The 18,341-nt window shown below is 74.7% G+C and carries 14 protein-coding genes and 1 tRNA gene; 5 read left to right on the top strand and 10 right to left on the bottom strand.

All coding sequences use genetic code 11. The annotated features are described in order from the left end of the window. Positions 1 to 2 precede the first annotated feature (2 nt). The 3 genes from ACK8OX_RS22230 to ACK8OX_RS22220 form a co-directional block, all read right to left on the bottom strand. Positions 3 to 3,320 carry a DEAD/DEAH box helicase gene (locus ACK8OX_RS22230; protein ID WP_430666450.1) on the bottom strand — a complete coding sequence of 1,106 codons (3,318 nt, stop codon included), beginning with the start codon at positions 3,318 to 3,320 and terminating at the stop codon, positions 3 to 5. Between the two features lie 50 nt (positions 3,321 to 3,370). Beyond that, entirely contained in the window at positions 3,371 to 4,558 is a 1,188-nt protein-coding gene (gene ubiM / locus ACK8OX_RS22225; RefSeq protein WP_430666449.1) for a 5-demethoxyubiquinol-8 5-hydroxylase UbiM, read from the bottom strand. Between the two features lie 94 nt (positions 4,559 to 4,652). After that, positions 4,653 to 7,079, bottom strand: coding sequence for a recombinase (locus ACK8OX_RS22220; protein WP_430666448.1), 2,427 nt, complete (start codon positions 7,077 to 7,079; stop codon positions 4,653 to 4,655). Positions 7,080 to 7,257: 178 nt separating this feature from the next. Here ACK8OX_RS22220 and ggt point away from each other — a divergent pair, with 178 nt between their 5' ends. Next, positions 7,258 to 8,949: a gamma-glutamyltransferase gene (gene ggt / locus ACK8OX_RS22215; RefSeq protein ID WP_430666447.1), complete on the top strand. Its 1,692-nt coding sequence runs from the start codon at positions 7,258 to 7,260 to the stop codon at positions 8,947 to 8,949. Positions 8,950 to 9,000: 51 nt separating this feature from the next. Then, positions 9,001 to 9,966: a 2-hydroxyacid dehydrogenase gene (locus ACK8OX_RS22210; protein WP_430666446.1), complete on the top strand. Its 966-nt coding sequence runs from the start codon at positions 9,001 to 9,003 to the stop codon at positions 9,964 to 9,966. Between the two features lie 576 nt (positions 9,967 to 10,542). On the opposite strand, the gene ACK8OX_RS22205 is transcribed toward ACK8OX_RS22210, so the two are convergent. From ACK8OX_RS22205 to ACK8OX_RS22190, 4 genes are all read right to left on the bottom strand, one after another. Further along, positions 10,543 to 11,300 (bottom strand): IS5 family transposase gene (locus ACK8OX_RS22205; RefSeq protein WP_430666445.1). Its coding sequence is split into 2 segments (ribosomal slippage): positions 10,543 to 10,985 and positions 10,985 to 11,300, totalling 759 coding nucleotides; the frame shifts between segments, so codons are not numbered across the junction. 66 nt (positions 11,301 to 11,366) lie between these two features. Continuing rightward, the gene (locus ACK8OX_RS22200) at positions 11,367 to 12,365 is read right to left on the bottom strand and encodes a hypothetical protein (protein ID WP_430666444.1); all 999 of its coding nucleotides are present in this window, start codon (positions 12,363 to 12,365) and stop codon (positions 11,367 to 11,369) included. 112 nt (positions 12,366 to 12,477) lie between these two features. After that, entirely contained in the window at positions 12,478 to 14,466 is a 1,989-nt protein-coding gene (locus tag ACK8OX_RS22195) for an ATP-binding protein (protein ID WP_430666443.1), read from the bottom strand. Then, positions 14,429 to 14,944 carry an adenine phosphoribosyltransferase gene (locus tag ACK8OX_RS22190; protein WP_430666472.1) on the bottom strand — a complete coding sequence of 172 codons (516 nt, stop codon included), beginning with the start codon at positions 14,942 to 14,944 and terminating at the stop codon, positions 14,429 to 14,431. Before ACK8OX_RS22190 ends, ACK8OX_RS22195 begins: the two co-directional genes overlap by 38 nt. Positions 14,945 to 15,029: 85 nt before the next feature. Here ACK8OX_RS22190 and ACK8OX_RS22185 point away from each other — a divergent pair, with 85 nt between their 5' ends. Beyond that, on the top strand, positions 15,030 to 15,371 hold the full coding sequence (locus ACK8OX_RS22185) for a DUF2842 domain-containing protein (RefSeq protein ID WP_430666442.1): 342 nt from the start codon (positions 15,030 to 15,032) through the stop codon (positions 15,369 to 15,371). A gap of 33 nt (positions 15,372 to 15,404) precedes the next feature. Here ACK8OX_RS22185 and ACK8OX_RS22180 read toward each other — a convergent pair whose 3' ends face one another. Next, complete coding sequence (locus ACK8OX_RS22180; RefSeq protein WP_430666441.1) at positions 15,405 to 16,178, bottom strand: TorF family putative porin; 774 nt, start codon at positions 16,176 to 16,178, stop codon at positions 15,405 to 15,407. Positions 16,179 to 16,352: 174 nt separating this feature from the next. After that, positions 16,353 to 16,429: transfer RNA gene (locus ACK8OX_RS22175), tRNA-Pro, on the bottom strand. 226 nt (positions 16,430 to 16,655) lie between these two features. Between ACK8OX_RS22175 and ACK8OX_RS22170 the strand changes: the two genes are divergently transcribed. Beyond that, positions 16,656 to 17,111, top strand: a complete 456-nt coding sequence (locus ACK8OX_RS22170; RefSeq protein WP_430666440.1) for a c-type cytochrome — start codon at positions 16,656 to 16,658, stop codon at positions 17,109 to 17,111. Positions 17,112 to 17,167: 56 nt separating this feature from the next. On the opposite strand, the gene ACK8OX_RS22165 is transcribed toward ACK8OX_RS22170, so the two are convergent. Then, positions 17,168 to 17,869 (bottom strand): cytochrome b/b6 domain-containing protein, encoded by a 702-nt coding sequence (locus ACK8OX_RS22165; protein WP_430666439.1) that lies wholly within the window; start codon positions 17,867 to 17,869, stop codon positions 17,168 to 17,170. Between the two features lie 67 nt (positions 17,870 to 17,936). Here ACK8OX_RS22165 and ACK8OX_RS22160 point away from each other — a divergent pair. Beyond that, the coding region (locus ACK8OX_RS22160) for a hypothetical protein (RefSeq protein ID WP_430666438.1) at positions 17,937 to 18,341 on the top strand (405 nt) is incomplete at its 3' end.

Genomic DNA, 18,341 nt, shown 5'->3' with positions numbered 1-18,341 from the left:
GTTCAGGCGGCGCGGCGGCGCCGCGGCTCCAGCAGGTCGAGCAGCGCCGCCGCCCCGGCCAGCCGCGCCGCGCCGTCCGGGCCGGGCCGCGGCAGCAGCAGCCGCCCGCCCTTCGCGACAAGCCCTTCCGGCGCCGCCATGGCCGGCATGGCCGCATCTCTCCCGCGCGGCGTGGCCGCATCTCTCCCGCGCGGCGTGGCCGCATCTCTCCCGCGCGGCGTGGCCGCGACCGCCGCCGGCCCCGCTTCCAGCCGCGCGATGCCGAGCTTCCGGCAGCGCAGCGACAGCCGCGCCAGGGCGAACAAGTTCTGCAGCGGCTCGGGGGAAGGGCCGAAGCGGTCCTCCGCCTCCTCCTCCAGCGCGTCCAGCGCGGCGGCATCGCCCTCCCGCAGCAGCGCGCCCAGCCGCGCATGCAGCTCCACCCGCAGCGCCGGCTCCGCGACATGGTCCGGCGGCACATGCGCATCGACGCCGAGCGCCAGCGCCGGGCTCCATTCCTCGGCCGGCGCCTCGCCGCGCGCGGTGGCCAGGGCGCGACCCAGCAGGTGGCGGTGCAGCTCGATGCCGACCAGCCGCAGATGTCCCGCCTGTGCCTCGCCCAGCAATTCGCCCGCGCCGCGCAGGTCGAGGTCGCGGGCGCTGAGCGCGAAGCCCGCGCCGATGCGGTCCAGCGCCGCGAGCGCGGCGAGCCGCCGCTCGGTCGGTGCGGGCAGCGCGCGGCCGGCCTCCGTCAGCAGCCAGAAGACGCCACGGCTGCGCCCGCGCCCCACCCTTCCGCGCAGCTGGTGCAGCTGCGCCAGGCCGAACCCTTCCGCCCCGCAGACCAGCATCGTGTTGGCGCGCGGCACGTCGAGGCCCGATTCGACGATGCTGGTGGACAGCAGCACGTCGCCCTCGCCCTCGGCGAAGCGCACCACCGCCTCGTCCATCTCGGCCGGCTTCATCGCACCATGCGCGACCACGACCGCGAGTTCCGGCACCAGCGCCGCCAGCCTTTCGCGCATCGGTGCAAGGTCCTCGACGCGGGGGCAGACCAGGAAGGACTGCCCGCCGCGCCGCGCCTCCCGCCGCAGCGCCTGGACCAGCACGTCGTCGGCGATGGCGCCCCGCAGCGTCCGCACGGGCTGGCGCCGCGCCGGCGGGGTCGCGACGACCGACAGCTCGCGCAGCCCGATCAGCGATGCCGCGAGGGTGCGGGGAATCGGCGTCGCGGTCAGGGTCAGCAGGTGCGGCGCCTCCTCCCTCCCGCCCGCCTGCAGCCGGGCCAGCGCCGCCTTCTCCCGCGCGCCGAAGCGGTGTTCCTCGTCCACCACCACCAGGGCGAGGTCGCGGAAGCGCACCCCCTTGGCGGCAAGGGCGGTGGTGCCGAGCACGATGCGCAGCGCCCCGCCCGCCAGGTCGGCGCGGATGGCCCGCGCCTCGGCCGCCGGGGTCAGCCGCGACAGCGCCGCCACCGCGATGCCGAAGGGCGCGAAGCGGCGGCGGAACACGTCCAGGTGCTGGCGGACCAGCACCGTGGTGGGCGCCAGGACCGCCACCTGCCGGCCCGCCAGCGCGGCCGCCGCGGCGGCGCGCAGCGCGACCTCGGTCTTGCCGAAGCCGACATCGCCGCAGACCAGCCGGTCCATCGGATGCGGGCGGGCGAGGTCGCCGAGCGTCGCCGCGATCGCGCCCGCCTGGTCGGGCGTGGGGTCGTAGGGGAAGCCGGCGGCGAAGCGGCGCATCGCCCCGGCGGGCGGGCGCAGCGCGGGCGCGCGCCGGGCCTCGCGTTCCCGCAGCAGGGCGACGAGGCGATGCGCCGTCTCCTCCGCCGCCGCCTCCGCCTCGGCGCGGCGCTTCGCCCAGCCGCCGCCGTCGAGGCGGTCGAGCGTGACGCTCCCCGCCTCCGCCCCGTAGCGCCAGATCCGGTCCAGCTCGTCGAAGGGCACCAGGCGGGACTGGCCCGCGGCATAGTCGAGGCGGAGGCAGTCCACCGTGGCGTCGCCCGCCGCCACCGGCTCCACCCCCGCCAGCGCGCCGAGCCCGTGGTCCAGGTGGATCACCGCATCCCCGGGCTGCAGCATCGGCGCCGCGGGCGCCAGCGGGGCGGCGTCGCGCGGCGCGCCGGCGGTGCCGCGGATGGCGCCGTAGGGCAGCACGGCGGCGTCGCGCGTCGCGAAGCCCTCGTCGCCCGGCGCGTCGCGCAGCAGGGCGAGGGTGCCCGGCTTCGCCCGCAGCAGCGCCGGCCAGCCATCGAGGATCGCCGCTTCGCCGCCCAGCCGCGCCACCAGGCGCCGCGCGCCGTGTCCGATGCCGCCCGCGATGGCGACGCGGCGCCCGGCGGCGCGCGCGCCCTCCACGAAGCCGGCCAGCGCCGCATCCGGGTCCGGCTCCGCCGCGAAGCGCGGCGTCGCGGCCTGCCGCGCCGCGCCCACCGCGGCCTCCGTCGCCGGGCCGACCGCGCCGGGCGCGCGGCCGCCGAGCGAGGCGGCCCAGGCCTCCTCGTTCAGGTGCAGCGCCGCGGGCGGGGGCAGCGGGGGCAGCCCCGGGCGCGGCGTGGCGGTGGCGAGGCGAAGGCGGAACGCCTCCGCCACATCCGCGATGCGGCGGGCGCGGGCCTCCTCCGCACCCTCGTCCAGCACCACCGCGGCATCGGGCAGCAGCGCGAGGGGGGCGACGAGGTCCTCCGCGAAGGCGGGCAGTAGGTGTTCGAGCCCGGGCGGCCGCGCGGCCGCCAGCGGATGGTCCTCCGCCAGCACCAGCTCGCTCGCGGGGCGGAGCGTCAGCCCCGGCACGGGCCCGCCGCCGCTGCGCTGGGTGGAGGGGTCATAGGGCTCGATCGCGGCGATCCGGCCCTCCTCCAGCCGCAGCCGCCAGGCGTGGTCGGCCTCGGCCGGGAACAGGTCGAGCGTGGCGCCGCGGGCCGCGACCTCCCCCGGCTCGTCCACCAACTCGTCCAGGCGGTAGCCGAAGGCGGCCAGGCGCCGCAGCAGCGCCCCGGCATCGAGCGCATCCCCCTGCCGCAGCCGCAGCGCCGGCACCTGCCGCGGCAGTCGTTGCAGCGCGGCGTCCATCGACAGCACCAGCAGCCGCGGCGGATCGCCCGCCGGCAGCGCCAGCCGCTGGCCCATCACGGCGGCGGAAGGCGAGACCCGGTCATAGGGCAGGCAGTCCCAGCCTGGCAGCAGCGCCACCCGCATCGCGCCCGGCGCCAGCGCGGCGGCGGCGCGGTGCAGCCGCGCGGCCCGCGCCTCGCCACGTGCGACGAAGACGAGCGGCGCCGCCTCGGCGCGCTCCACCAGGCGGGCGGCGAGCAGCCCCTCGGGCTCGGATGGAAGCATGCGGCGGGCGGTCCTCGGGGGGGATGGGGTGGGGAGGACCCCCCAACGCGTCAGCCCGCCGCGGGCTCCGCCTCCATCAGCCGCGCCGTCACCGCGCGCCGCACCGGCGACAGCGCGGCGCCGAGCCGCAGCACCGCGCCGCGCAGCAGCCGCGCCGGGGCGCGGTCATCGGTGTAGAGCGAGGCGATGGCGTTGGTCGCGGCGTAGAGCGGGAAGGTGGCGCGGCGATGCGCGGCCTCGTAGCGCAGCAGCGCGGCGCGGTCGGCGGGGTCGCGGCCGCGGCTGACGGCGGCGCGGATTTCCGCCGCCAGCCGCTCGGCGCCGGCCAGGCCGAAGTTGAAGCCATGCGCCGTCACCGGATGCATCCCGACCGCCGCATCGCCCAGCAGAGCGAAACGCTGGCCGACGAAGCGGTGGGCCCAGGTCGCCACCAGCGGATAGGCATGGCGCGTGGCCACCAGCCGCATGGCCCCGAAGCGGCCGCCGGCGCGGCGGGTGACGGCGGCGCCGAAGGCGTCCTCCCCCATGCCCATCAGCGCCTCGATCTCGCGCCCCGGCAGGGTGAGCACGATGGAGGAAGTGTCGCCCGCGAGCGGCAGCATCGCGATGGTCTGGCCATGGCCGAACCATTCCGTCGCGATGCCCCGGTGCGGGGTCTCATGCGCGACGCGGGCGACCAGCATGGACTTGCCGAAGTCCCGCAGGGAGGCCGGGATGCCCATCCGCCGCCGCGCCTCGGAAAAGCGGGTGTCGGCGGCGACGACGAGCCTGGCGGACAGCGCCCGGCCATCCGCCAGCCGCAGCGTGGCGCCGCCGGCGGAGGCGCCGAGGCCCGTGACCGCGGTGCCCGTGACCAGCGTCGCGCAGCCCGCCGCCGCCACGCTGTCGTGCAGCGCCCGGCGGATCAGGTGGTTGGGCACCAGCACGCCCATCGCCGGCCCGTCCCGGTCCTCGGGCGCGAAGGTCAGCGCGAAGGGGGAGGCGCCGTCGAGCACGCGGGCCTCCCGCATCGGCGCGATCTCGTCCGCCGGGATGCGGCCCCAGGCGTCGAGGTCGCGCAGGATCCGCTGCGAGCGGTGGGTCAGCGCGATCTCCCGCCCGTCGAAGGCGGGGTCGGCGATCGCGGCCTCCGGGCTGCGCTCCACCAGGACGAGGCGGAGCCCGCTGCCGGCGAGGCTGCGCGCGAAGGCGAGCCCGGCCGGGCCCGCGCCGATGACGGCGATGTCGAAGTCGGTCATGGCGGCACAGCTAATGCGCGGGGGGGCGGGGGGCAATGATGTGGGTCAAGCGGGGTGTCCCCCCCGCCTTGGCTTCGGGCGGGGGGCGGCCTCCTCACATCGGGCAGACGCCGGAGGCGCATTGCAGGTGGGCGAGGTCGATCGCCTCGTGCAGCGCGGCGTCGGTGATGCCTTCCACCACCTCCACGAAGCGGTCGAAGGAGATCTCCTCCTCCGGCAGGTATTCGTAGCCCAGCTCGTGGTCCGGGCGGCTCGGCAGGATGGAGCAGCAGCGGATGCGCGGCTGCTCCTCCAGCAGCAGGTCGCGGAAGCTGTCGATGTCGTGGCGGTCGGTGTAGAGCTTCAGCGTGTAGCTGACCTGGTTGCCGCGCTCGGCGCCGATCCAGTGGCGCTCGATCAGGCGGAGCCAGCGGTACTGCTGTTCCGGCGTCGCCTCCGGCGCGGTCACGATCCTCTCCCCGATGCCGAGGCGCTGGATCAGCGGCAGGGTGGGGAAGCCGACGATCGCCATGCCGGGGAAGCTGCGGAGCTCGCGCACCGGGTAGCCGCGGGATTCGTAGTCCGCCAGCAGCCTGTCCGCATCCGCATGCCAGCGGCCGGCAGGGTCGCGCGTGCCCTTGAACTGCACCCAGCGCAGGTACTGGCGGCGCGCCGGCAGGTGCGCGCCCTCGGTCAGGCCGAACAGCTTGCTGGTGGTGCCGGCGGGCTTCACCGTGGTGACGGTGAAGGGCACGGCCTGGCCGATCTCCGCGGCGTAGTCCTCCGCCTCCTGCTTGGCGGCGTCGGACAGGCGGGACAGCATCCGCCAGAAGGGCGCGCCGCGCGCCTCGTCCAGCAGGTCGTCGAAGGACAGGCCGAAGCGCATCCAGGCCCATTCCTGCAGGCCGGTCGGGCCGACGCCGATGCGGTTGGTGCGGCGCACCTCCTCGGCATACAGGGCATCCATGGTGTTGGCGCGCATCAGGAAGCGCACGGCCAGCCGCACGCTGTCCTCGACCCGCGCATCCCACCGCGCCGCCACGTCGTCGGCCATGTCGCCGGGGAACAGGTTGGCGAGATCGACCGGGCAGGCCAGCAGCGGCGCGAAATCCGCGATCACGCAGTAGCCGCCGGTGACGTGCAGCGAGATCTCGCCGCAGGGGTTGGTGGTGGCCGGGAAGCGCGCCGCATTCGCGCGTTCCGACAGCGCCGCCAGCAGCGACACCGCATGGGTCGCCTGGTAGCGGCCGGAGCGCACGTCGCGCCCGTCGTCATGCACCGGCTTGCGCCAGGCGGTGCCGGTGCGGTGGTCCTCCAGACGGTCGCCGTTGATGAAGCCGGGCTCGCCGTTGATGAAGCCGCAGCGCGTCGCCTCGTCGAATACCGCCAGCGCGTGGCGGTGCAGCGGATCGGCGCTGCCGGCGCGGGCCGCGCCCACGCCCGCCCAGAACTCCCGGTCCACCATCACGGAATTGTTGGCGGTCCAGAGCCCGCCTTCCGACTTGGCGCGGATGAAGCGGAAGATGCCGGGGTCGCGCCAGGACTTGGTGGCCATGCGCGCGGCGCGGCGCGCCCCGCCCACCTGCACCTCGACCGACAGGTGGTGGTCCACCAGCAGCGCCTGTTCCCAGGGCTGCATCGCCTCGTCCCCCGGCGCGCGGTGGCGGGCGGGTTCGATGACGTGGTGGCGCAGGTTCACGAAGGCGCGGATGAGCGAGAGCGGGCCCGAGGCCGGCCGCCCCTGCATCCCGCCGATCGGCGCGCCGCGCGGGCGGATGGCGGAGAAGTCGAGCAGCAGCGTGCGCCCCGCCGCGCCTTCGAAGGCGAGGGATTCCAGCAGCTCCACCGCCTTCCCCCAGCCCTCGCGGCTGTCGGCGACGAGATGCTCCATCGCGCCCTCCGGCGCCGGGCCGCGCAGGAATTCGCGCGCGATCCAGGCGCGCACCTCGTCCTCCTGCGCCGCGTCGAAGGCGTCGAGCGTGCTGCCCCAGGGCAGCAGGCCGAATTCGGCGCCGAAGCGGTGCAGCTCCTCCCGCGTGTCGGGGAAGTCGGCATGGGCGGGGTCGAGCCGCAGCAGCAGCCGCGGCGCCCGCCCCCAGTCCACCGCCACCAGCTCGTCGTCATAGGCGCGGCCGACGCCGCTGCCGTTCAGCAGCAGGTAGAACAGCGTGAAGCTGGTGATGGCGGTGGCGCAGTTGGTGAAGACCTCCATGTTGCGGCCGGGCTGGTCCGCATCGCCGTGCTGGAGATGCCGGCCGGAGGTCAGCAGCGCGCCGCAGGCGATGGCATTGCGCAGCCGCGCCTGTTCGACCGGATCGGCGCGGGTGCCGAGCAGCGCCATGTTGCCGGCCGCCACGCGGTCCGCCACCCGGCCGAAATCGTCGCCGTCCCCGTCGCGGAACACCGTCCGCCGCGCCACGGCGAGCCCCATCCCGGGATCGAGCGCGCGCGCGGGCTGCTTCGCTTCCCCGAAGGAGGCCCCCGGCGTCGCCCGGAACAGCGCCGGGGCCGGGGAAAGGGTGCCGGCCAGTGAACCATCCATCGCGCGCCGTCTCCGTAGCTGTCGAATCGCGGCCCCAAATATGGGCCAGGATGTCCGCTTTGAACACTAGATCTAGTGGTAAGGTTCCCGATGTCACCACAACAGGTCGCGCCATCCCCCCCTTCCGGCGCGGCCGGGCCGGCGCCACACTGCGCCGCTTGTGCCCAAGGAGCGCGTCGTGCCGGAGGACCTGGTCGGCCAGAACGGTTTCCCCCTGACCTGCGAGAAGCAGCCCGCCCGTGGCGCGCGCGGCGTGGTGGCCAGCAACCATCCGATGGCCTCGGCCGCGGGGGCGGAGGTGCTGCTGGCCGGGGGCAATGCCGTGGACGCCGCCATCGCCACGCTGTTCGCGCTGACGGTGGTGGAGCCGATGATGGTCGGGCTCACGGGCGGCGGCGTCTGCCACCTGCGCATGGCGGATGGCAGGCATGCGGTGATGGACGGGCTCAGCACCGCCCCCACCGCGGCGCGGCCCGACATGTACCGCCCCATCCCTGGCTCCCCGCCGGAGGAACGCGGCACGGAGGGGCGCGCGAACGAGATCGGCGCGCTGGCCGTCGCGGTCCCGGCCGCGCTGCCGGCCTGGGCCGAGACCCTTGCGCGCTACGGAAGCTGGTCGCTGGCGGATGTGATGGAGCCGGCGATCCGCCTGGCGTCCCGTGGCTTCGCGGTGACGCCCTACCTCTCCGACTGCATCGGGGACTGCGCGGCGGACCTCGCGCGCGACGGCGACCTCGCGGCACGCTTCCTGCCCGGCGGGCAGCGGCTGCGGGCGGGGGAGAGGCTGGTGCAGGGAGCCTATGCCGAGACGCTGCGCGCGGTGGCGAAGGACGGGCCCGCCGCGCTGCATGGCGGCGCGCTCGGCGGCCTGTTCGCGGACGCGGTGGCGGCGGCGGGCGGCATCGTGACGCGGGCGGACCTGCTGGCCTCCCGCCCGGTGGAGCGCCAGCCGATCCGCGGCGAATATCGCGGCCACGAGGTCTTCGGCCCCCCGCCCCCGGCCTCGGCGGGCGTGCATGTGGCGCAGATGCTGAACGTGCTGGAAGGCTTCGACCTGCGTGCCCTCGGCTTCGGCACGGCGGAGGGCTGGCATCTGGTGGCGGAGGCGTTGAAGATCGCCTTCGCCGACCGCGCGGTGGCCACCGCCGACCCCGACTTCGTACGCGTGCCGGTGGGGCGCCTGACCTCGAAGGACCTCGCGGCGGCGCGGCGGGCGGGGATCGACCCCGCGCGGGCGCAGACCTGGTCCGCGGACCCGGCGCTCGGCGAGGGAAGCTGCACCACGCATGTCACGGTGGCGGATGCGGCGGGCAACGTGGTCGCCACCACGCAGACCATCAACGCCCTGTTCGGCGCGCGCATCGCCATCCCCGGCACCGGGCTGATCTGCAACAACTACATGCACAATTTCGACCCGCGGCCCGGCCTCGCGCTGTCGGTGGAGCCGGGCAAGCGGGTCTACACCTCGATGGCGCCGCTGCTGGTGACGCGGGGCGGGCAGCTCCTGCATGCGCTCGGCCTGCCTGGCGGGCTGCGCATCTTCCCCTCGGCGCTGCAGGCGGTCCTCAATCTGGTCGACCACGGCATGACGCTGCAGCAGGCGCTGGAGGCGCCGCGGATCTGGACCATGGGCGGGGCGCTGGAACTGGAACCGGGCGTGCCGGACGCGGTGGCGGCGGCGCTGGCCGCGCGCGGGCACGCGGTGAAGCGGGTGGCCACCATCGGCGGCGGCATCAACGGCATCTCCTTCGATGCCGATGGCGCGATGACGGGCGCGGCGTGCTGGCGGGCCGACGGCTCGGTGGTCGCGCTCGGCGGCGGGCTGGCGCGGGCGGGGGTGCGCTTCACGCTCGGCGCGCCGCCGCGGTGACGGGCTCCCCCCCCGGCGCGGGATAAGATTCGTGGCTTCAGGGACCCAGGGATGACCTACAAGATCGCAATCCTCCAGCCGATCGGCGAGGAGCAGGCCGGCATCATCAACGGCCTGCTGCCGGAAGGCTGGCGCATCTCCGCCGTGACGGGCCGCACCGAGGACGACCTGAAGGCCGAGGTCGCGGATGCCGACTTCGCCCTGTGGTGGGACGTGCCGGTGACCGCGGGCATCGTCGCCGCGGCGCCGCGGCTGAAGCTGTTCCACAAATGGGGCGTCGGCATCGACAACATCGACATCGAGGCCTGCCGCGCGCGCGGCATCCGCATCGCGCGAACCACCGGCAGCAACGCGGTGCCGGTCGCGGAATACGCGGTCGGGCTGATGCTGGCGCTCGGCCGCCGCATCGTGCAGGCCCACATCGCCACCGCCGCGGGCGGCTGGCCGAAGAACGAGGTGTGGCGCCATTCCATCATGATCTCCGGCAAGACGGTCGGGATCATCGGGCTCGGCGCCATCGGCAAGGCGCTGGCGAAGCGCCTGCGCGGCTTCGACTGCACCATCCTGTACCACAACCGCAACCGGCTCGGCGCGGCGGAGGAGGCGGCGCTCGGCGTGCAGTACCGCGCGTTGGACGCGCTGCTGGCCGAAAGCGGCGTGGTCTCGCTCAACTGCCCGCTGACGGCGGAGACGAAGGGCATGGTCGATGCCCGCGCGCTCGGCCTCATGAAGCGGGGCGCGCTGCTGGTGAACGTGGCGCGCGGCGGCGTGGTGGTGGAAGCCGACCTGGTGGCGGCGCTGAATTCCGGCCACCTCGCCGGCGCGGCGGTCGACGTGTTCGACCAGGAGCCGCCGCCGAAGGACCATCCGCTGCTGCACATGGCGAATGTCATCGTCACGCCGCACACGGCGAGCACCGCCTACGAAAACTCCCGCCGCAGCATCGCGCACTGGCTGGGCAACATGCAGCGCGTGGCGAAGGGCGAGGAGATCCCGCCGCAGGACGTGGTACTGTAGCACCGGGCGGCGCGCCGCGCGTTCCGACGCGGCGCGCCGCCATTGCCCGACCGGCCGGTTCACCGCTCCGGCGGTCCCGCCCTCGCGGATCGGGCCCTAGACCATGATCCGCGCTGATTGAAGCGCCGCTCATGGTCCAGGCTGTTGTATTGCCGCGTGATTCACGCCTCCGGCCGTTCCAGCCTGCGGCGACCAAGCGCTAGGGCCTGTTAGCGCCTAGCTCAGCGGCGGCGGGTCAGGAGTGGCAACCAAGTTGAGAGGACCATGACGTTTACGATCACGGCGGGGATGAGGATCAGAGTTCCAGCCACGGCGAACACCGTGCCCATTGTTCGGTCCAACCGTAGTTCGGCCAACTCCTCTTTGCAGACCTCTACAGCTGTCGATCGCGATGGGTAATCGGACCGCGCAATGCACTCCGTCAGGAAGGTCGGTCGAGGTGTGCGCAACGAAAAGGTTAACGCACCAGCGGCGGCGGCCAGTGCAAGAATAACAGCCGCTGCCAAGCTCCCCTTCAAGAGCATCCCACTGATCCTTCGCTCCCGACCTGAGTGTAACTCAGCGGTCTGTTCGGATCTAATCCAAGGTGGCCGCAAGTTGCAGGACGCCGAGGAACGACGCAGCGGTCTTCTCGTACCGGGTTGCGACGGCTCGCCACTCCTTTAGCCTCGCCCAGAGCCGCTCCACGCGGTTGCGGTTGTTGTAGAACGGCGCCGGGCAGGCGACGGGCGCCTCGTCGCGGCGGGTTGGAATGGCCGGGCGGGCGCCGACGTCCCAAACATGCTCGCGAAAGGCGTGACTGCTGTAGCCGCGGTCGGCCACGACCCACATCGGCACGCCGGGTAGGCGCGCAAGCAGCGGCACGGCGTGGGGCAACTCATGCGCCTGACCGGGCGCGAGGGCGAAAGCGACAGCCCGTCCGGCGCTGTCGGCAATCACGCAGGCCTTGGTCCCATAGCCGCCACGAGAGCGGCCAAGCGCCTCACCCGCGCCCCGTTGCGCCGCGACGGCGTCTTTACCGCCGCCCCTGCCGCCTTCTGGTGGGCGCGAATGGAGGTGCCGTCGAGGAAAGCCATGCCAAGTTCGATGCCGCGTGCCTGCGCCATCCCGAGCAGCCGCTCCCACACGCCGAGCCGGGACCAGCGGATGAATGTCTGCGCCGCCATCCACCACGGTCCGAACTCCTCGGGCAGGGCGCGCCATTTCGCCCCGTTCTGGTGCCGCCAGATGATGGCCGAGATCGTCCGCCGGAGATTGCTCGGCGGCACCTTCGCAGGTGGACGGCACGCCTCTACCAGCGGCCCCAGAACCGCCCATTGCTCATCGGTCAGCAACACGCCGCCTCCCCAGAAAGGCGGCTCAACGCCGGTGTGGCCTCAGCGTTCAGACGCTAACAGGCCCTAGGCTGCGCGCCAGTTGAAGCGGCGCAGCAGCCATTCGCGATAGGCCAGCGCCACCTCCGGCGCCGGGCACAGCGTGGCCAGCATGGACGCGGCCTCGCCATCCGCCACGCGACGGGTGCCGGGCTCGACGCCGTCGCGCTCCTCCTCCGCCCAGCGCCGCGCCGCGCCGCGCCACAGCGCGACCGTGTCGGCCGAGGTCAGCGCCGGCAGCACCAGCAGCCCGCGGGTCCGCAGCGCGCCGGCCGCGGCGCGCACCGCCTCCATCAGCACCGGCTGGGCCGGGTCGGGCAGCAGGTCGCCGAGGGTCGGCAGGTCCGGCAGCGCGGCCTCACGCGCGAGGCCCGGGGAGTCGAAGCTGAACCAGGGCTGCACGCCCATCCGCGCCGCGCGCGGCAGGATCTCCGCCCCGCAGAGCAGCACCGCATCCGCCTGCCCCTGCGCAATCGCCGCATCGGGTGCCTGGCCGGCCGGGATCACCACCGGCGCGGTCCGCCGCCCGAGCAGGTCGAGCGCGAGCAGCCCGGCGGCTTCCGCGGCGCCGAGACCGGGGATGGCGACGCGGATCGGCGCGGCCGGGCTGGCCGGCATCCGCCCTGCCAGGACGGCCGGCATCAGGCTGCCGCAGACCGCCGGCCAGTGGCGCGGCTCGTAGCGGGCGCGGCTGTCGCCGACCAGCTGCGCCTGCGCCGCCGCCCCGGGCAGCAGCAGCAGGACGCGGCCCTCCGCGGCGGGTGAGATGGTGGCGAAGCGGTTGGCGGCGGTGATGCCGTCCGACCCGCCGACGGCGGAGACGCGCAGGGCCGCCGCCTGTACCAGCCCGCGCGCCAGCCCGCCCGCGGCGCGGCGCGCGAAGGCGGCCGCGGCGCCGTCCTCCGGGCCCGGCGCCAGCAGCGTCGCGGCTTCCGGCGCGGAGGTGGAGGCACCCGCCGCGCGCATCCGGGCGCTGGCCGCCGCGCCCAGCACGGCACCGATCACGCCCCGTCGGGTCGGGGTCATGCGTCGCATCCCTCCGGCTTCCCTGCGGTCCGGCGGCACCTAGGACCGGGATTGAGGCCAAACCGTGGCGCGCGGCCGCCGGGAGGCCGGGCCGGAACGCCCCGGGGCGGCGTCAGCGCCCGCCGGCCGGCACGCCCGCGGCGCGCGACAGCGCCTGCAGCGTCCGCTCGACCAGCCCCGGCAGGGTCGCGGCCAGTCGCAGGGCGACGGCGGCATCGCCCGCCGCGGCGGCGCGTTCCAGGGCGGCGGCGGCATCCCGCAGCGCGGCGGCACCGAAGGTGCCGGCGGCGGATTGCAGCGCATGCGCCTCCTCCTCCATCCGCGCCAGCGGCGGGGCGCCGTCCAGCCGCTTCAGGCGCGCCAGCGTCTCGGCCGCGAAGACGCCGATGAGGTCCGGCAGCCGGCCGGGGCCGACCGCGGCGCGCAGCTCCTCCAGCGTCTCGCGCCCCAGCAGGGCGGGCGCCGGGCCGGGCTCGGCCGCATCCGCCCCGCCCCGCGGCGCGCCGGGACGGAGCAGTGCCGCAACCGCTGCCAGCAGCCGCGCGCGGTCCACCGGCTTGGCGAGATGCGCGTCCATCCCCGCCGCCCGGCAGCGCGCCGCGTCGCCCGGCATGGCGGCGGCGGTGAGCGCCAGGATCGGCACGCGCCCGGCCTCGCCCGGCAGGGCGCGGATCCGGGCCGCGGCGCCGAGACCGTCGAGCCCTGGCATCCGCACATCCATCAGGATCGCGTCGTAGCGCCGCGCCCGCGCGGCGGTGACGGCTTCCGCGCCGTCCCGCACCAGGTCCACCGTGTAGCCGGCCTTCCGCAGGAAGGCGGCGGCGACCATCTGGCTCGCCTCGCTGTCCTCGGCCAGCAGCAGCCGCCCTTCCGCGGTGCCGTCGGGCGGGATGGGGGCGGCGGGGGCCTCGGGGGCGGGGGCCGCCGCCGGCGCCGGGTGCAGCGGCAGGTCGAAGCGGAAGACGCTCCCCTCCCCCGGGCGGCTGCGCACGTCGATCGCGCCGCCCATCAGCCCGACCAGCCGCCGGCAGATCATCAGCCCGAGGCCGGAGCCGCCATGCCGCCGGGCACTGCCGGAATCGGCCTGCTGGAAGCGGCGGAACAGCCGGCGGCGGAATTCCGCCGGGATGCCGCAGCCGCTGTCCTGCACCTCCACCACCAGCCGGTCGCCCTGCCGCAGCAGGCGAAGCTCCACCCCGCCGGCCGAGGTGAATTTCACGGCGTTGTCCACCAGGTTCAGCATCACCTGCCGCAGCCGCGCCGGGTCGCCCATCGCGAGGGCGGGAAGGGCGGGGTCGATCGCGGCGGTGAGCGCCAGCCCCTTGTCGGCCGCGAGGGGGGATTCGAGGGCCAGCACCTCCCGCACCGGCTGCGCCAGCTCGAAGGCGATCTCCTCGATCTCGAGCTGCCCCGCCTCGATGCGGGAGAGGTCGAGCACCTCGTTCACCGTCCACAGCAGCGTCTCGCCCGACCGCCGCGCGGTCTCGGCATAGGCGCGCTGCTCGGCGGCGAGCGGCGTGTCGAGCAGGAGGGACAGGGTGCCGAGCACGCCGTTCAGCGGCGTGCGGACCTCGTGGCTGACGAAGGCGAGGAAGTCTGACTTCTCCGCGCTCGCGCGTTCGGCGGCGCGGCGGGCCTTGCGGGCCCGCTCCTCGGCGCGGATGCGGGCGGTGACGTCGTGCTGAATGCCGAGGAAGGCCATCAGCGCGCCGTCGGGGGCGAAGACCGGGGAGATGTGGAGTTCGTTGACGAAGCGGCGGCCGTCCTTGCGGTAGTTCACCAGCTCGACATCGACCGGCTCGCGCCGCGCCACCGCGTCGCGGATGGCGCGCACCGCCTTCGGGTCGGTGTCGCGGCCCTGGAGGAAGCGGCAGTTGCGGCCCACCACCTCCTCCGGCGCGTAGCCGGTGATGCGGTGGAAGGCGGCGTTGGCGAAGACGATCGGGCAGTCCGGGAGGTTGGGGTCGGACACCACGACCCCGGTCGGCGCAGCCGCCACCGCGGCGGCGAGCACGGCGGAGAAGCGCCCCGCCTCGGTCAGGGCGCCTGCGCTGGCCCCGCTGTCAGCTCTCGTAGGAGACGAGCGATTCGAAGGGGACATCGAGCCTCGCCCTCCCGCCCAGGAATGTCAGCTCGATCAGGGTCGCGGCGCAGGGCACCACCGCCCCCGCCTGGCGCAACAGCGAGATTCCGGCCGCCATGGTTCCCCCGGTGGCAAGCAGGTCGTCGAGCACGACGACGCGCGACCCCGGCGCGATGGCATCCGCCTGCATCTCGATCCGGTCGGTGCCGTATTCCAGCGCGTAGTTCAGCCCGATGGTCAGCCCCGGCAGCTTGCGCGGCTTGCGCAGCATAACGAAGCCGAGCCCGAGTTCGAGCGCGAGCGGCGCCGCCACCAGGAAGCCCCGGCTCTCGATCCCCGCCAGCACGTCCGGCCTGTGGGGGGCGACCACCGCGGCCATGCGCGCCATCGCCGTGCGCCAGGCCCGGCCGTGCCGCAGCAGGGTGGAGATGTCGTAGAACAGGATGCCGGGCTTCGGGAAATCCGGGATGCCGCGGATGTGGTCGCGCAGGTCGATCGAGGGGTCGGCCTCCAGGCGGGCCGGCGCGGGCAGGTGGTCGGTCATGCGGGTCGTCGCAGGCTCCGAAGGTGACGGGGCGGGCATGACGCAACGGGCCCGGCGCCGCTTCGCGGCGGGGGCCTGGTTGCTGCTGCCTGTCCTCCGTCGCCACGCTACGCCGGGCGGCGAGGGGGCCGCAACCGGGTCGGGCGGGCTTGGCGCGGCGGCGGGGCCGGGCCACATGGGCGGTATGTCGCGCGCCCATCTTGCCCTGCTCGCCGGCCTGGCGGGTTTCCTGATCTACGTGGCCGTCGTGGTCGCCTTCGCGGACCATGTGCTGCGGCTGCACTGGACCGTGCAGCTTGGCTACTTCGCGCTCGCCGGCGTCGCCTGGGTCTGGCCCGCGCGCACGCTGATGTTCTGGGGCGCGGGCGGCCGGGGGTGACGGGGCAGGCGGCGCCGGCCCCGCCCGCCCGGGTCAGAAGGGCCGCGAGACCGTCGCCACCGCGCGCGGGCCGCACAGGTTCAGGCCGCCGAAGCAGTCGTTGCGGTTCAGCGTGGTGTAGTAGCCGGTGACGCTGCCGATGAAGCCGGCCCCGATCTCCCGCGAGAGGCCAAAGGAGAGGACGGCGTAGTCCGGCGTGCCGAAGGCGCCGTGACCGGCCGGGGAGGTCGTGTTGTATTCGATCCACTGGTAGCCGAGGCGCGCCGAGGCGGTGAAGCCGAAGTCGAGCGTCATGTCGAAGCCGCCTTCCACATACCAGGCGCTGCCGGATTCGAAGTTGAAGTTGGGCGAGTAGCTGACCTGCCCCACGAACTTCACCGGCGCCAGCTCGTAGCTGCCGCGCAGCGACACCTCCCACCAGGACCAGTCGAAGCCGCCCGGCGCGCGGTCGTAGCCGGGATAGCCGAAATAGGTCGCGCCGAGGTCGAGCTTCACGTCGCCCACCGCGAAGCGGTAGCCGAGGTTCAGGTCCACCTCCTGCCGCAGGTTGGTGCCGGGGAAGGAGACGTTGGAGACGAAGGTGCCGATGTAGAGGCCGGAGGCGTGCTCGACATCGACCGTCGCCTGGATGGCCGGCTGGCTGCGGGTCTGGCTGATGCCGCGGAACATGTAGTCGCTGGTCAGCGCCGGCGTGGTCGTCACCGTCAGGCCGAGGCTGTCGATGGTCTGCTGCGCCTGCGGCGTGCCGGGCGCGGCCAGCATGCCGCCGATCAGGGCAGCGGCGCTCAACATCAGGGCACGGGTCATGGTGGCTTCCTCGTCACGGGGATGGACGAGGGCGATGCAGCAATCGGCGGGCCAGCCTCACGCCGTCGCGAATTACATCTCCGTAGGGAAGTGGAACATTCGCGCCGCCGGTCGGGGCGAACGAAAAAGCCCCGCCAGCCTGGGCTGGCGGGGCTTCCGGCGTTGCCGCCTTGCTGGTCGGAGTGAGAGGATTCGAACCTCCGGCCCCTGCGTCCCGAACACAGTGCTCTACCAGGCTGAGCTACACTCCGGCGGGCCCCGCCCCGAAGCGCGGGGCGCAACGGGGCGAGGCGCGCCGTATAGCGAAGCCCCCGCCCGCCGGCAAGCCGGGGCCTTCTCGACTTGCGCCGACCGTCGCGCATGGCTGCCGCCCGGAACCGCCAGGACGTGACACTCCGTCACCCACAGGGACATTGCGCCGCCGGCCGTGGGCTGCGAACGTTCCGAAGTCTGCAACCTGAGGGAGAGCCCATATCGATGCGAGCAATGATCCTGGCGGCGGCCGCCGTCCTTGCCGTCGGCGGCGCCGGCGCCGCGCTGGCGCAGGGTGACGTGATCGCGGAGCGCCGGGCCGGCCTTCGCCAGATGGGCCAGCACATGGAGGCCATCGCCGCCATCGTGCAGAACCGCGGCGACCAGGCGCAGATCGCCGCCCGGGTCGACCAGATGGTGCCCTTCTACCAGAGCCTGCCGAACCGCTTCCCGACCCCGAGCCTGACGCCGCCAGTGGCGCAGGGCACGGGCGAGGGCCAGACCCGCGCGCTCGCGGCGATCGAGGCGAACCGCGCGGGCTTCCAGCAGGCCAACGCCAACATGGTCACCGCGCTCGGCGCGCTGAAGACCGCCGCGGGGGCCGGCAACGTGACGCCTGACCTGCTGCGGACCACGGGCGGCACCTGCGGCGCCTGCCACCAGACCTACCGCGCGCGCTGACCGCGTGGCCGCCCTCCCCTGTTGCTGCGGGGAGGGCGGGGCCACGCGACCGCCGATCAGAAGGCGGACAGCGGCGCCAGCGTCGAGATCCACCACACGAAGCCGGCCGATGCCGCGAGCAGCAGGCCCGCCAGCACGGGGCTGCCCATGCGCGGCGTCGCGACGGCCTCGGCCGCCGGCAGTTCCAGCACCCCCGTCACCATCGGCCGCACCAGGTTCTGCCCGCGCAGCACGCGATAGGCGGCGACCGCCAGCACATGCAGCACCGCGCAGGCGACGATGACCCAGAAGGCGCGCAGGTGGATGCGCGTGGCGATGTCGCTCCAGTATTCACCGACGCGGCGGGCCAGCGGGCCGCGGGTGAAGATCGCGTCGTCGGCGAACAGCCCGCTGCCGGCCTGGGTCAGCAGCAGCGCCAGCAGCAGCAGCACCATCCAGCCGCCCGCGGCATTGTGCCCGATCTCGACCGCTGCGACGCGCCGGCGCAGATGCGACAGGTGGCGCAGCGCCTCCGCCGGGCTCCTCAGGAAGCGGTGGAAGCGCGCCGTGTCGGACCCGACCAGGCCCCACAGGATGCGGAACAGCACCAGCGTCAGGATCGCGTAGCCCGACCGGAAATGCCAGTCGAAGCGGGAGGTCGTGGCCGTCCAGTAGGAGAAGGGAATCAGCAGCACGATCGCCCAGTGGACCAGCCGCACCCAGGGGTCCCAGACCGCCAGGCGGCGGGTCGGCGCCGGATGGGTCGTGTCGCTGGCCATGCCCTCTCCTCGATGCTCGGTCGTCGCAGTCTGGTCGCGATGGCCCTGCGCCGGCAAGTTACCGGGCGTGACGGCGGAGTCGGCGATGGGGTGGGGCGAGCTGTGGCCCTGGCGCGGCGCGCTGGCCGCGGCGGTGCTGGGACTGGCTGTGGCGCTGGCCGGGGGCTGGCTGCGCCGGCCGCGGCTGGCGGCGCTGGCGGGCGGGATCGGCGTGCTGGGCGGCTGGTGGCTGACCTTCGGCCTGCTCACCGCGACGCCGCGGCAACTGGCGGAACGGCTGCCGCTGCTGATGCTGGCGATGGTCCTGGCCGCGGGGCTGGGCGGCGGGGCGGTGGCGCGCTGGCGATGGCTCGCGGTGCCGCTGGCATTGGCCGGGGCGGCGGCCGCGGGCTGGTGGATGGCGGGCGCGCCGCTGGTCGCGGCGGACCTCCGCCGCGCGGCGCCGGTCCTGGCATCCGTCGCGGCGGTCACG

Origin of the sequence: Falsiroseomonas sp. CW058 (assembly GCF_050563535.1) — a bacterium.
GTDB lineage: Bacteria > Pseudomonadota > Alphaproteobacteria > Acetobacterales > Acetobacteraceae > Falsiroseomonas.
This window is presented reverse-complemented; position numbering and strand designations above follow the sequence as displayed.

Bases quoted from the DNA above. Each gene is read 5' to 3' on its own strand.
- ACK8OX_RS22230 (WP_430666450.1), bottom strand. From the start codon at position 3,320: ATGCTTCCATCCGAGCCCGAGGGGCTGCTCGCCGCCCGCCTGGTGGAG.
- ubiM (WP_430666449.1), bottom strand. From the start codon at position 4,558: ATGACCGACTTCGACATCGCCGTCATCGGCGCGGGCCCGGCCGGGCTC.
- ACK8OX_RS22220 (WP_430666448.1), bottom strand. From the start codon at position 7,079: ATGGATGGTTCACTGGCCGGCACCCTTTCCCCGGCCCCGGCGCTGTTC.
- ACK8OX_RS22210 (WP_430666446.1), top strand. From the start codon at position 9,001: ATGACCTACAAGATCGCAATCCTCCAGCCGATCGGCGAGGAGCAGGCC.
- ACK8OX_RS22200 (WP_430666444.1), bottom strand. From the start codon at position 12,365: ATGACCCCGACCCGACGGGGCGTGATCGGTGCCGTGCTGGGCGCGGCG.
- ACK8OX_RS22195 (WP_430666443.1), bottom strand. From the start codon at position 14,466: ATGTCCCCTTCGAATCGCTCGTCTCCTACGAGAGCTGACAGCGGGGCC.
- ACK8OX_RS22185 (WP_430666442.1), top strand. From the start codon at position 15,030: ATGACGCAACGGGCCCGGCGCCGCTTCGCGGCGGGGGCCTGGTTGCTG.
- ACK8OX_RS22180 (WP_430666441.1), bottom strand. From the start codon at position 16,178: ATGACCCGTGCCCTGATGTTGAGCGCCGCTGCCCTGATCGGCGGCATG.
- ACK8OX_RS22170 (WP_430666440.1), top strand. From the start codon at position 16,656: ATGCGAGCAATGATCCTGGCGGCGGCCGCCGTCCTTGCCGTCGGCGGC.
- ACK8OX_RS22165 (WP_430666439.1), bottom strand. From the start codon at position 17,869: ATGGCCAGCGACACGACCCATCCGGCGCCGACCCGCCGCCTGGCGGTC.